Genomic DNA, 13,625 nt, shown 5'->3' on the forward strand with positions numbered 1-13,625 from the left:
ACAATGTAGTCAGAAGGCATGGGACTAATGGTGGACTGAGTCCCATGATGTACGAACTGAGAAATTAACCCCCGTGTCTACTTTACGGGGGTCATATCACTCTAGCCTCTAGCCTCTAGCCTCTAGCCTCTAGCCTCTTAAGCAACAACGTTCGCCACTTCTTTTACTAGTACGGCTAGTTCGTCCCAACGCTCTTCATCGATAAGGTTGCCTGGAACCATCCACGTACCGCCACAAGCGAAAACAGATTTCACTGCCAAGTAGTCTTTAACGTTAGCCGGGCTTACACCACCCGTTGGCATGAAGCTGACAGGGTAAACTGCAGTCATTGCTTTTAGCATGTTCACACCGCCTGAAGGCTCAGCTGGGAAGAACTTCAGGGTATCAAGACCCAGTTCCATTGCCTGCTCAACCATGCTTGGGTTGTTAACACCTGGGATGATAGGCATTTCACGCTGCTGGCAGTATTTCACAGTCGTTGGGTTGAAGCCCGGGCTTACGATGAAATCAACGCCGGCATCAATGGCTTGGTCAACTTGATCGGCATTCAGTACTGTACCTGCACCAATTAGCATGTCAGGAAAAGCATCACGCATGTTGCGGATAGCTTGCGCTGCCGCCTCTGTACGGAAAGTTACCTCGGCGCAAGGTAGGCCGTTCTCAGACAGTACTTCTGCCAGTTTCACGGCTTTGTCTGCGTCTTTGATAGCAATTACAGGGATAACTTTCAGCTCGGCCATGCGAGCGTTTAGCGTAGTCATGATGTCTTCCTTAATTCGAATTGAATAACACAGGCATTGCTGTGGCTGGAATAATGGCGCCCTGATGTTGGATCACGGTGCCAGCTAATAAGTGGGCATTTTTTGCCGCTTGTTCGGTGTTGCCGCCGGTGAGGCGTGTTGCCAGGTAACCGGCACTAAAAGAGTCACCCGCTGCGGTGGTATCAACTACATTGTCGACTTTGGTAGCAGCAACAGATTGGCAGTTGTCGCTTGTTATCACAAGGCAGTCTTCCGCGCCGCGCTTGATTACGATTTCACCAACGCCGCACTGTTGGGTACGGGCGATACAATCTTCAACAGAGTGCTCGCCGTAAAGCATGATTTCATCATCGAAGGTCAGCAGGGCGATATCGGTCAGGGAAAGCATGGTCTGGTAGTGCTTGGCGGCGATATCGGCGCTTTGCCATAGGCGAGGGCGGTAGTTATTGTCGAAAACAATCTTGCTGCCTTGGGCTTTGCAGGCTTTCAGTACCTCGAAAAGTCGTTCGAGGGCTGTCTCAGGCAAAATGGCCAGGCTAATACCGCTTAGGTAAAGCATTTCGAAACCGGTCAGTTTCTCAACCAAGGCATTGGTATCGATATTTTCCAGCCAGTAACGCGCAGCAGAGTCATTGCGCCAGTAATGGAAGGTGCGCTCACCAGTATCGTCAGTTTCGATCAGGTAAAGGCCGGGGTTCTTTTCTTCTGACTGGAAGACCAATTCGGTATTGATGTGCTCTTGCTGCCACTGGGCAAGCATATCGCGGCTGAAGCTGTCGGTACCAAGCCCAGTGATGTAGCTCGTCTCGACGCCATGCTGGTGGGTCAAGCGGGAAAGGTAAAGTGCAGTATTTAGCGTATCGCCACCAAAGCTCTGTTTGATAAGCTCGCCTTTACGCTGCAGTTCGACCATACATTCACCGATCACAGCAACACGATTTAAAGCCATAAAAATACCCTCAAGATTGGTCATTGAGGGTATTTTCAACAAGAAGGCTTAATAAGTCAATAAAAATGAAATTATGTTTCTATTTATTGCGGGTAGTTATGAAAACCTAGTTGTTCTGACACCTTACGGCTAGCATTTTGTAGCAGCTCTACGTAGTAGGACTTACGCTTTTCATCAAAACGGATGGTTGGTAGCGAGATCGACAGGCCGGCAATCACATTACCAAAGCGGTCAAAAACAGGGGCCGCCATGCAGCGAAGGCCTGGCTCTTGCTCTTCGTTATCTTCAGCAAAGGCCTGCTCTTTAACGGCTTTCAACTCGCTAAGTAGTTGATCGATATTCTCCAGCGTTTTGTCAGTATGCTTAACAAAGTCGACACCTTCCAGCGCGTTGCGGGTGAACTCTTCGCTGCGGTAAGCCAAAAGGACCTTGCCGATTGCGGTGCTGTAGAGTGGGTTACGACGGCCGATGCGCGACTGCATACGCAGGTTGTAGCCTGAATCAATCTTGTGGATGTAGATGATGGCATTCTCATCCAGCGCACCAAGGTGAAGGGCCTCGTTGGTCTGCTGCGAGATAAGCTGCATCTCTTTGTCACATAGGTCAACCAGGTCGACATGCTCCAATGATGTCGCTCCTAGCTCGAACAGTTTCAAAGTCAGCGCATACTTATCAGTCTCACCTTCTTGGGAAACATAGCCCAGCATCTTCATGGTTTGCAGGAAGCGGTAAACCGTACTTTTAGACATCATTAGGCGCTGAGACAGCTCGGTTACGCCGATCTCTTTTTGTTCGCCCAGGGCCTGAAGGATACCGAATACCTTCATCACCGAGGAGACGGCTTCAGGCTGTTTTGCGGATTCCATCTATCTTTCCTTTCTTTATATTCGTTGTTCTGTGCATTATACGTTCTAACTTTTTGTGTATCTATTTTTATGAAAACCTTTTTCAAAAAATATGAATCAACGCGAATTCCCCTTGTTTGTGTGACTGCGATCAAAGCTGAGCAATCAAAAATAAAACAGCTTTTCAAAAAACTTGATGAGGTTTTTCAGTGTTGTTATAGTGCAACCACATCAACGGAACACAAACATCTTGTTCAGGGCGTTGGAGCCGGGAACACATATCGAGGAAATGACATGATTCTGAATACATTCAACCTAGAAGGTAAAGTTGCCATCGTAACCGGCTGTGATACCGGTCTTGGACAAGGTATGGCGCTGGGCCTGGCACAAGCAGGTTGTGACATTGTGGGTGTCAACATTGTTGAGCCAACAGAAACGATTGAGAAAATCAAAGCCACTGGCCGCGAGTTCCTGGATATCCGTGCCAACCTGATGAAAACCGATGACATTGCAGGCATTGTTGATCAGGCGGTGACAAAGTTCGGCAAGATCGACATCCTGGTTAATAACGCCGGCATCATCCGCCGCAACGACGCGATTGATTTCAGCGAGCAAGATTGGGACGATGTAATGAATATCAACATCAAGTCGCTGTTCTTCATGTCTCAGGCAGTCGCCAAGCAGTTCATTTCTCAGGGGCATGGCGGCAAGATCATCAATATTGCATCGATGCTGTCTTACCAAGGTGGTATCCGCGTACCGTCATACACGGCATCGAAAAGCGGCGTAATGGGCGTGACTCGCCTGATGGCCAACGAGTGGGCGAAGCACAACATCAATGTCAACGCGATTGCTCCGGGTTACATGGCGACCAACAACACCGCGCAGCTACGTGCCGATGAGAAGCGTAATGCCGAAATCCTAGAGCGTATCCCTGCGGATCGTTGGGGCGAGCCTGCAGATCTGGCGGGTCCTTGTGTGTTCCTAGCTTCTGATGCGGCTTCTTATGTTAACGGTTATACCGTGGCTGTTGATGGCGGCTGGCTAGCACGTTAATCGCAACAAGACATCAAGCGGCTGCATCTGTATGGGGGTGCGGCCGCTTTGTCGTATTTGAGAGCTGCTCGTTTTGGCAGCTAACTACCAGTGGAAAAAACATTGTTCGGTGAATTATCTTTTGCCCAGGCGCTGGGCTTTGTCAGCTTTGCCTTGGGTATTGCGGCGTTTTATCAAAAGGATGATAAGAAGCTAAAGCTGGTGATGGTGATATTCAATATCAACCATATGATGCACTTCTTCTTACTCGGTGCCGTCACCGCAGGTTTCAGTGCGTTGCTGTCGGCTTTCCGCACCGCCTTGTCGGTCAAGTTTCAATCCAAGCTGCTCGCCTATTTATTTATTGGCTGTAACTTGGCGGTTGGCTTCTATCTAGCGGATGGTTGGCTGGATTTACTCCCCATTGCCGGGGCCTGTATCGGCACCTATGCCTTATTCTGCCTTGAAGGGATCAAGCTGCGTCTGGCGTTCTTTGTCGGTGCCCTATGCTGGCTCAGCAACAATATTGTGGTGGGCTCGATTGGTGGCACCTTGCTTGAAGCGACCCTGCTTAGCGTCAATGTGGTAACGATGCTAAGGCTTCACCGCCAGCAGCAACTCGCGACAGCGTAAGAAAAACGATATTAATCAGTCAACGCATTGTTTCCCGACAGGGACGTCATAGGAAAGAATGCATTGAATTAATCGGATATATTGTAAGCTCTTTCAAATGACTAGCATGAGGGAGCCATGAAGCTAGATGCGATTTTATGGGATTACGATGGCACTATCGTGAATTCTGTCCCCAAGAATATCGACATAACCAAGCGTATCCTCTCTATTGTTGCCCCCCACTTATCAGGCGACAACCTGCCCCAGTGCCTGCAAAGCGAAACTGCCTACCACCAGGTAAACCATGCTGCCAAAAACTGGCAGGAACTCTACGTGAAATACTACGGTATGACCGAGGCAGAAATGCTGCAAGCTGGCACTATGTGGGCAGAGCATCAGCTTAGCAATACGACGCCTGTCACCCTTTTTGAGGGGATGAAAGATACGGTTAGAAAACTGTCTGTTATTCCCCATGGTATTTGCTCGCAAAACGCAGCAATGAATATCAAAGGGGTACTTTCTGAAGCGAAGGTCGATACTTATTTCAAGGCAGTGATTGGCTATGACGATGTTTCGACGGGCGGGCAGAAGCCTTCTCCTGAGGGCGGTGTAAAGTGCCTGGAGCGGTTATTTGGTAAGCCTGACGGCAAGGTGATCATGTATGTCGGCGACCATGAGGCGGATGTGAAATTTGCCCGGAACCTGCAATCTGAACTCGGCCAGTATTCTACCGTCATTACCGTTGCGGCGGCTTATAGCGGCGCGCGGCCGGATACATGGCAGGCAAAGCCTGATTTTATTATTCGCTCGCCATTAGAGTTAACGGCAATCTGTGAGCCTTACCTCTAAAGAGATTATTGAATAAACCCCATAGCAAAAGGCCCAGAGCATGCTCTGGGCCTTCTTCATTTCAGTCAATAAACCAAAATCAAATTGGTCTATTGGCAAATTACTTTTCTAGTACAGACAGAACGTAGTCTTTGATGGCTTCGTCCTGGCAGTTTGCGAAGAAGCACTCCTGGAACTGCTTGCTGCCAACCGCAGTTTTCACCAATTCCTGGTCAATCCCACGTAGGCCTTCAACCACATCTTTAGATACAGCTGCTTTTACTTCGTTAAGGATTGCTGCGTTTGCCTGCTGAGGTGCTGCACGCTCAATTGGGTAACCCTCGCCACGCTTGCCAGTAAAGGCTTTTTCGAAGATGTAGCGGATGTTCAGCTCGCCTGCCCAGCCAAAACCTTTAGCGAAGGCTAGAGAGATAGCATTGCCGTTGTTGATTTGGTTGAAAAGGAATGCATCCGAAGGCTCTAGGCAGTAACCACACACAACACCTGGGTGAAGGTTGCTTGCCATCAATGCGCCCTGGCCTGTGCCACAGCCCGTTACGACGAAATCTACAGCCTTAGAGTTAAGAAGAATGCTCGCCATGATACCTAAGTGGATGTAGGTAAGGTGGTGATCGTTCTCATCTGTCATACCAACGTTGAAAACGTCGTGGCCTAGGCCACCTGCAACGTTGTTAAGCTCAGCTGCAACCATAGCATTCTTAGGTGCTTGGCTGTTTTCCATCATTAGTGCGATTTTCATAACTATATCTCTCTGTCGTTGATGGTTTGAGTATAAGATAGAGGTTTAAAAATGAAAAGGCTTTTCAAAAAAAATAAAAATTAAATTATTTAAACTGTGACTTTGAGCGAGTTACGTCACATTTAGTAAGGGGGATAGTGCTCATTCAAGACCAATTTTTGCGTCATTTCTTTATAGGTTTGTAACTTATTGAATTACCATGTATGGTTTTAAGTTTTTGTTTTTTATAGATTTGCTTGTGAGTGGTTAGATCGGGTGGTACTCAGGAGAGCGTAGTGGACTCTGGCTTTACAATGGACCTTCAAGGTAATGCTTTGGATTCACCGTAAAGTAAAACAAAGTTTCATTTATTTTTAATTGGTGAGTTTTTGATGTAAGGTGTACCAAGTTGCCCTGAGGGTTTGGGGCAAACCTATCAATGAAAAATGCACAACCAGAGAGAAGGTACGCAAATGTTTGTATTCAATAACGATATTGTGATGGAAGATCTGGGTGAAGGTGTGAGCCGTAAGATCCTGGCCCACAGCGATAACATGATGTCGGTCGAAGTGCACTTTGAGGAAGGGGCGATTGGTGCCTTGCACACCCACCCGCATGAGCAGCTAACCTACGTGTTATCGGGTGAGTTTGAATTCACCATTGGCAACGACACCAAAATCGTCAAGGCGGGTGACACTATGTACAAAGAGCCAGAGATCCTGCATGGTTGCCGTTGTCTGAAAGCAGGCGTACTAATTGATACCTTCACACCAATGCGCCAGGACTTCGTTGCAGCCTAAGCGCCGAAACGATACCAATAAATGAAATATCGAAAGGCCGAGGCATTGAACTGCCCCGGCCTTTTTGTATTCAGTCGGTATATTAGAGGATGGCTTACCTTGCCAGCCAGCCACCATCAACGGCCATGGTAAAGCCATTGACATAGTTGGCCGCATCAGAGGCAAGGAAAACGGCTGGGCCAGCTAGATCTTCTGGGTTGCCCCAACGGTCAGCAGGGATACGTTCGAGGATTTCCTGATTGCGTTTTTCATCATCGCGTAGTTGGGCCGTATTGTCTGTCGCCATGTAGCCCGGTGCGATCGCATTGACATTGATGTTGTGCTTGGCCCATTCGTTGGCCATCAGGCGGGTCACACCCATGACACCACTTTTTGAGGCTGTATAAGAAGGAACACGGATCCCGCCCTGGAAAGAGAGCATGGAAGCGACGTTGATGATTTTGCCACCATTACCTTGGGCAATGAACTGTTTGGCGACCGCCTGGCTGAGGAAAAACGTGGTTTTGAGGTTGATATCCATCACATCATCCCAGTCTTGCTCACTGAAGTTGATGGCATCTTCGCGGCGGATGATCCCGGCATTGTTGACCAGAATGTCGATTTTACCGAATTGCTCCAGTGTGGCAGCGATGATGTTCGGGATATCATCGGTCTTGATCAAATTGGCACGGATATCGATAAACTGGCGGCCCAATGCTTCGACTTTGGCTTTGGTCTCCTCGCTACCGGAAGAGCTCACACCGACAATATTACAGCCGGCTTCGGCAAGTCCTAGAGTAATACCTTGGCCCAACCCACGATTACAACCAGTAACAACGGCGACTTTGCCTTCAAGATTAAATGCGTTGAGTATCATGCCTATTCCTCGTAATGATGGTTATGCCAAAGGGCTGTCGGTATATTCAGGCCTCAAGTTTACCATCCTTGAGCTGAAACTTAAATAAATGAAACTGTGTTTTACTTTTTAGGTTTGATTTTATTTGCCGTTAAAGGCAACTGGCTTAATAGCTTTAAACAAAAACGGCTTTCTGTAGAAAGCCGTTGGGTAGATGCTATGCGAGGTTAGAGCTTGAAATAGTCTCTGGCGTTACGATAGCAAATGTCGGTGATGAGGCGCTTGAGCAGAGCGTCATCATCAGGCAGTTCGCCTCGCTCAACCCACTCGCCGACCAAGTTACATAAAATACGGCGGAAGTACTCATGGCGGGGGTAGGAGAGGAAGCTTCTTGAGTCGGTCAGCATGCCGACGAATCGTCCCAGAGCTCCTAAGTTCCCCAAAGTCTTTAACTGGTTAATAATGCCGTCTTTCTGATCGTTGAACCACCAGGCTGCCCCCAACTGGATTTTGCCCGGCCCGCAGTCGCTGTCCTGGAAAGCACCGATCATTGCTCCGAGTACATAGTTATCTTTCGGGTTAAGGCAGTACAAGATGGTCTTCGGCATCGAGTGTTGGTAATCCAGCGAGCTAAGGAGTTTGCCAAGGTTTTGTGCAATGCAGGTATCGTCGATAGCACTAAAACCCGTTGCCCCACCGAGCTGCTCGAAGCGGCGTTTGTTGGTGTCTTGCAATACCCCGATATGGATCTGCATGACCCAGCCAAAGTCATGGTTTTTTTGGCCGAGGAACTGGAATAGCTGGGTTTTGAATTGATGGATCTCTTTATCTGATAGCGACTCGCCTGCAAGTGCTTTGGTAAAGGCCCGGTTGGCGTCTTCCACTGTGCCGTCTGCATAGGGGATGGTCTTCAGGCCAAGGTCTGATAAGCGGCAACCATGCTGGTGGAAGTATTCGAACCGCTGTGTCAGGGCTTTGAAAAGCTCATCGATATTGTGGATCCTCGAATCTGTGGTTGACGCTAGCTTGGCAACCCAGGTTACGAACTTCTTACTATTGTCGATGTTGAACACATCATCGGCCCGGAAGGTCGGCAGCACTTTGATGTTGAAGTCGGTTTCTGCCAGATGGCGATGGTAGCGAAGGTCGCTCAGCGGATCATCAGTGGTGCACAGCGACTCGACATTCATCCTTGCTAATAGCCGCCTTGCAGAAAAGTTATCCCCTCCGATCTGCTCGTTGCATTGTTGCCAAATCTTGTCACAGTTTTCAGGGCAAATAAGATCGTTCACACCGAAATAGCGCTGCAGTTCCATATGGGCCCAATGATAAAAAGGGTTACCGACAAGGTATGGGACGGTTTCGCACCACTTCTGGAATTTCTCATAATCACTGGCATCACCCGTAATGTAATGCTCATCAATCCCGTTGCTGCGCATTGCCCGCCAGACATAGTGATCATGGGAGAGCCAGGCGTCGGCAATAGAGCGGTAATGGATATCATGATAGATATCTTGCGCGCTCAAGTGGTTGTGGTAATCAATGATAGGAAGTGTTTTGGCGTAGCTATGGTAGAGGTGCTGGGCTGTAGGGGTATGCAGCAGAAAGTGCTGATCAAGGAAAGGCTTCTTCATAACATACTCTTCTCGTGACGATATCGTTGTCAGCTTGGCTGGTTAGGTCAAACTAAAATGCCGCTTCAAGTTATGAAGCGGCATTGGATAGTAGGGGGGTGGATTAACTCTGCGTTACTAGGTTTTCAGCGGGTTGGGTTTTGCTTTGGGCACTCTTTTTGAGTAAGTAACCAGCCAGCAAAATCAATCCAGCGCAGCATAGGAACAGGAAGCGTCCCCACAGTGGATTAGGCAGCAGTGTCATCGCCAGTAGGCCTGTACCCATCATGATGGTGATGGTACCCAGTTTTTCACGCTGCATTTTGTCGAACTCGTCTTGTTCGCTGTCTGCGATACACTCTGTTTCAACGTTCTCGAAGAACTTCGCCACTTCTGCTTTTTCCTGCTCATTCAAAGAGTCTTCCTTGTAGAACAATGTTGTCGCCCAGAAGAAACCTGCGGTTAGGAATAGGTGGGCGGCGATAGCAATCATGTTACGCATTTCAGATGCTTCACGGCCAGTGAACTCGATGCCTAGCAGGTCACCAAGAGCTGCCGGAGTGAACACATTCACACACAACCAAGAGACGAACATACCGAATACTACGGTGCCCCAAGCTGCCCAACGTGGTGTCTTCTTAATGAACATACCCATGAACAGTGGCACTAGGATTGGTGATGAAGCCAGAGTTGATACTGTCATCATCAATTCGAACAGGCTCAGCTCTTTTAGGTTTGCGAACAGTTGGGCAACAAGGATGACGATAATGCCGTTAACGATACAGGTGATCTGGCCAACGCGTAGCTGTGATTTCTCGCTACCTGGCTTGTTCTTGCAGACAACCGGTGTCCAGAAGCTGCGTACAAAGATACCCGAGTTACGGTTCAGTGCTGAGTCCATTGAAGACATGGTCGCTGCAAAGATACCGGCAACAAGTAGGCCGACAGTACCGGCAGGCATGGTGTTTTCAGCAAACACTAGGTATACCGCGTCAGAGGCTTTGCCGCCTAGCGCTGCATATTGGGTAGCCGCTTCAGGGTAAAGGATAGCTGATGCCCATGGCGGGATGAACCAGATCAAGCTACCCACTGCCATCAGGCACATTGCCATCAATGCTGCTTTGCTCGCATTGTTGGAGTCTTTGGCGTTGAGGAAACGGTAAGAGTCCTGCATGTTGTTGATGTTTTGGACCTGTTTGACAAAGAAGAACAGGAAAGTACCAACAATAATCAGCGGGTAGTTCATATCTGGGCCCATTACGAAACCAGATGGGAAGTTGGTGACAATCTCACCTGGACCGCCAACAGCAACGAGGGCAACGATGGCACAGGCAACAGAGATAACCGCAACGACCATGGTCTGAACGAAGTCAGAGGCTACCACACCCCAAGCTCCGGATAGCAGAGAGATTGCCAATACTGCAAGACCTGTCAGCCAGATGGTCGTGGTCATATCAAAACCAAATGCGGCACCGACAAAGACTGACAAACCGTTTAGCCAAACACCGGCATTCAAGATGCTAAGGGGAATGATCGCCCAGGTGAAAAATTGTTCGTTGGTACTACCAAAGCGGTTTCGGATTGCCTGAGTCGGGGTATCGACTCGGGTCTGGCGGAAGCGCTTAGCAAACCAAAGGTAAGAGACACCGTAGGCCAGTACGTTACCGATGAAGACGGCAGCAGCCAGCATACCATCGTTAAAGCCTTTACCCGCAGCACCGGTGAAGGTCCAGGCACTGAACTGGGTCATGAAAGCAGTGGAACCTACCATCCACCACAGCATTCGGCCTCCCCCCCGGAAGTAGTCGCTAGAAGAGTTACTGGCCATTTTTTTGAAGGCGAGGCTGATGAAAACCATCAGCATGAAGTACCCGCCTATTACCATAATCTCTATATTCATAGTGCTCTCTTAGGTTTGCCAACCATTGCATATGATGATTGGTCTGTTGCGATTTATCGTTCAAAGTTTATGAGAGAAGTCTATGTATTATGATTAGACAAATCCGTGATCGAAATCATCTTCGCAAAAAAATGAAACGCAATTTTGTTTTTGTTGGTTATTCGTTTTTCGAATAACAACCAGTTACTGTTTGTATAACAGGTACTTATAAATAATAAGAGCGGTTTTTTAAGTTGTTGATAAAGATAAGATATTGTCTGAACTGTGATCTGCCTTGTTTTTTGGCCTTTTTTCACTACCAATTTTCATGTGATATGTATAATTGAAACAACGGTTCATAAAAAGTGAGTGATTTCATGCTGCAGTTTTCAAACGATGAAATGGCAAGGATCAAGAGCAAAGATTGCGCGGCAATTATTGATAACCTGATTACTAATAATCATACAGTTTTATCGTCGGACACCCTTGTTCCGCCGGATTCTCGCGCAACATGGAATCTGTATTATTTCTGCCCTGAACATGGGGTTCGCCTTGATTGGCAGAGAAATAGTCCGGAGGAACACCGCTGCCCGGTAGACGGCAAGGTGTTCACTGGCGAACCTTATGATGGGGCATGGTGGCGTTGGCTCAATGGGCTGAACTCCAAAGCCTGCAATGAACTTGGCTTGCTGTGGCACTTAACCGGCGAGCAGAAATACTTCGATAAAGTCCGTGAAATCTTGATGGGCTATGCCGACCATTACCCTGACTATGAAGAGCATGGCGGTATTCCCTACAATGGTCCGGGTAAAGCCAATGCCCAGACGCTGTGTGAAGCAAACTGCCATATGGATTTCGCCCGGGGTTATGATTTCGTCCGGGAAGGCCTTACGGCAGAACAGCGTGCCCATATCGAGCAGAACCTGTTACGCGAAGGTGCTGAGTTTATGATGCAGCACCGTAGTGACCAGCTGCATAACCATGAAATGAAAATCAGCTCGACCATTGGCGTGATTGGCTTGCTGTTGGACGAGCAACGCTTTATCGATTTTGCGGTAAATAGCCCCTATGGCCTTCGTTACCAACTGGAGCATGGCATTATTGGTGAAGGCTTGTGGTTCGAAGGCTCCATCCATTACCACTACTACGCGCTTCAGGCTCTGATGGGCTATGAAATGATGGCTCGCGGTAGTGAGTATTCACTAAAAGAACACCCTAGCTTTTTCCAGATGCTGGCATTCCCTCTCAAGCTGGTGCAAATTGATGGACGCTTCCCCCGCTTGAATGATTGTATTGCAGGTCAGGAAGTACTTACCCATTCCCACTTGTTCGAGTATGCCTACAGTGAGTTCAGGCATCCGTTGTTTGCTTCGGCATTGCGCAGTATTTACCACAACAAGAGCCGAGATAATATTGACGCCCTGCTGTACGGCGTAGATGAATTGCCAGACGCCACCCCACTCTCTACCCAGCCAATCCATGCGCCGGGTGTTGGATTGACGATTTGCAAAGATGAAGCCCTTCATAACATGCTGCTGGTCAAGCATTCGCCGTATGGTGGTGAGCATGACCATTATGACCGTTTGGGGATCATTATCTGTCGAGGCGGCAAGGAAATCCTGCCTGATCTGGGGACAACAGGATATGGTGCCGAGTTGCATTATGGCTATTACAAGAACACGGCGACGCATAATACCCTAGCGGTGAACCAACAAAACCAGCCACCGGCGATCCCCGAGGTGCTGAGTTTCAAACAAACAGAAGGTGTTACCTGTCTTGATACCGTGGTTGATTGGTCGAAAGCCCATCCCGGTTTGGATAGCCATACCTTGGTGCAGTGGGATGAGGAAGCCTACCGCGATGTGCGATTCCGCCGCAGCGTGATATGGCTTGGTGATGCGGCTCTTGAAATAAACCAAGTGCATAACCCCCATGCCAAGCAGCTGGATTTAACCTGGCATGTGCGCGGCGAGCATCAGGTAAGCCCGCTGGCTGTCCAATGTGATAATCCTCTAGAAGGGCCGCTGGCGCGGATGACTGATTGCAGGATAGAAACAGTGTCAGGTGTGGCCGCACAGCAGTTTGATATTAAGGGGGAGGCTGCTTACCAATGCTTTATATCCGCCGAGGGAGTGCTGCTCACCGGTCAGGCACCGGATAACCCTGCGACCAGTAACCTGTCCTATATGTTGCTGCGAAGCCAGGAGAAGACATTCAAATCGATAGTGGCCCATGATTTGGATACCCAGCAGCCACTTGATAGTGTCGATGTGAAATGGGTGGGGGATAGCGCCTATATCAGCCTGAGCCGAGATGGCAAATTGCACTCAATCAAAGTGGCATTTTCTCAAGCGGGAATGGATTTTCAATCATTGCATTGCGGCTCTTAACTCATTCAAGAGCAATCAATCAAGGCCAGCACTTATGTGCTGGTTTTTTTTATTGGCCTGTCTGGAAAAATATAAAATCTAACTGAATTAACCCTTGATGCAGCAGTGTCGATATCGCTTTATGAAGCTCTTATGAAGCGGCATGAATATCTCTGCTTTAACCTTTTTGCAATGTAGGGTTTCATCAAAAATTCGATATTGCTCCAAGTATCTTGCGGCTTTTCATTCGGCACTTATCAAAGGTTACAAATTCTCTCCCACAGGGTTGTTCCCAGAAGGCTGGATTTTATATTTTTAGAAAAATATCATCACCTTAAAGTCATTAAACTGAAATGCTTC

12 protein-coding genes are annotated in these 13,625 nt (G+C 48.3%); 5 read left to right on the plus strand and 7 right to left on the minus strand.

The features are described from left to right. Positions 1 to 137 precede the first annotated feature (137 nt). The 3 genes from BIZ37_RS12515 to kdgR all read right to left on the minus strand — a co-directional run bounded on the left by BIZ37_RS12515 (position 138) and on the right by kdgR (position 2,576). Positions 138 to 761: a bifunctional 4-hydroxy-2-oxoglutarate aldolase/2-dehydro-3-deoxy-phosphogluconate aldolase gene (locus BIZ37_RS12515; RefSeq protein WP_187461783.1), complete on the minus strand. Its 624-nt coding sequence runs from the start codon at positions 759 to 761 to the stop codon at positions 138 to 140. A gap of 10 nt (positions 762 to 771) precedes the next feature. Beyond that, positions 772 to 1,710 carry a sugar kinase gene (locus tag BIZ37_RS12520; protein ID WP_187461784.1) on the minus strand — a complete coding sequence of 313 codons (939 nt, stop codon included), beginning with the start codon at positions 1,708 to 1,710 and terminating at the stop codon, positions 772 to 774. 83 nt (positions 1,711 to 1,793) lie between these two features. Next, complete coding sequence (gene kdgR, locus BIZ37_RS12525; RefSeq protein ID WP_107299512.1) at positions 1,794 to 2,576, minus strand: DNA-binding transcriptional regulator KdgR; 783 nt, start codon at positions 2,574 to 2,576, stop codon at positions 1,794 to 1,796. Positions 2,577 to 2,849: 273 nt separating this feature from the next. Between kdgR and kduD (BIZ37_RS12530) the strand changes: the two genes are divergently transcribed. The 3 genes from kduD (BIZ37_RS12530) (at position 2,850) to BIZ37_RS12540 (ending at position 5,051) form a co-directional block, all read left to right on the plus strand. Then, on the plus strand, positions 2,850 to 3,611 hold the full coding sequence (gene kduD, locus BIZ37_RS12530) for a 2-dehydro-3-deoxy-D-gluconate 5-dehydrogenase KduD (protein WP_187461785.1): 762 nt from the start codon (positions 2,850 to 2,852) through the stop codon (positions 3,609 to 3,611). 90 nt (positions 3,612 to 3,701) lie between these two features. After that, the gene (locus BIZ37_RS12535) at positions 3,702 to 4,223 is read left to right on the plus strand and encodes a YgjV family protein (RefSeq protein WP_370577347.1); all 522 of its coding nucleotides are present in this window, start codon (positions 3,702 to 3,704) and stop codon (positions 4,221 to 4,223) included. A gap of 117 nt (positions 4,224 to 4,340) precedes the next feature. After that, the gene (locus BIZ37_RS12540) at positions 4,341 to 5,051 is read left to right on the plus strand and encodes an HAD family hydrolase (protein WP_187461786.1); all 711 of its coding nucleotides are present in this window, start codon (positions 4,341 to 4,343) and stop codon (positions 5,049 to 5,051) included. 100 nt (positions 5,052 to 5,151) lie between these two features. On the opposite strand, the gene BIZ37_RS12545 is transcribed toward BIZ37_RS12540, so the two are convergent. Then, positions 5,152 to 5,790: an RpiB/LacA/LacB family sugar-phosphate isomerase gene (locus BIZ37_RS12545; protein WP_187461787.1), complete on the minus strand. Its 639-nt coding sequence runs from the start codon at positions 5,788 to 5,790 to the stop codon at positions 5,152 to 5,154. A 452-nt stretch (positions 5,791 to 6,242) separates the two neighbouring features. Between BIZ37_RS12545 and BIZ37_RS12550 the strand changes: the two genes are divergently transcribed. After that, complete coding sequence (locus BIZ37_RS12550; protein ID WP_107299516.1) at positions 6,243 to 6,569, plus strand: cupin domain-containing protein; 327 nt, start codon at positions 6,243 to 6,245, stop codon at positions 6,567 to 6,569. A gap of 94 nt (positions 6,570 to 6,663) precedes the next feature. On the opposite strand, the gene kduD (BIZ37_RS12555) is transcribed toward BIZ37_RS12550, so the two are convergent. The 3 genes from kduD (BIZ37_RS12555) to BIZ37_RS12565 all read right to left on the minus strand — a co-directional run bounded on the left by kduD (BIZ37_RS12555) (position 6,664) and on the right by BIZ37_RS12565 (position 10,917). After that, positions 6,664 to 7,425, minus strand: a complete 762-nt coding sequence (gene kduD / locus BIZ37_RS12555) for a 2-dehydro-3-deoxy-D-gluconate 5-dehydrogenase KduD (protein WP_187461788.1) — start codon at positions 7,423 to 7,425, stop codon at positions 6,664 to 6,666. 206 nt (positions 7,426 to 7,631) lie between these two features. Beyond that, a complete protein-coding gene (uxaC, locus tag BIZ37_RS12560; protein WP_187461789.1) occupies positions 7,632 to 9,038 on the minus strand; it encodes a glucuronate isomerase in 1,407 nt (468 codons plus the stop codon). A 103-nt stretch (positions 9,039 to 9,141) separates the two neighbouring features. Continuing rightward, positions 9,142 to 10,917, minus strand: a complete 1,776-nt coding sequence (locus tag BIZ37_RS12565) for a transporter (protein ID WP_107299519.1) — start codon at positions 10,915 to 10,917, stop codon at positions 9,142 to 9,144. 356 nt (positions 10,918 to 11,273) lie between these two features. On the opposite strand from BIZ37_RS12565, the gene BIZ37_RS12570 reads away from it, so the two are divergent. Next, the gene (locus BIZ37_RS12570; RefSeq protein WP_187461790.1) at positions 11,274 to 13,286 is read left to right on the plus strand and encodes a heparinase II/III family protein; all 2,013 of its coding nucleotides are present in this window, start codon (positions 11,274 to 11,276) and stop codon (positions 13,284 to 13,286) included. The last annotated feature ends 339 nt before the right edge of the window (positions 13,287 to 13,625 follow it).

Origin of the sequence: Photobacterium sp. BZF1, from assembly GCF_014349205.1 — a bacterium.
GTDB lineage: Bacteria > Pseudomonadota > Gammaproteobacteria > Enterobacterales > Vibrionaceae > Photobacterium.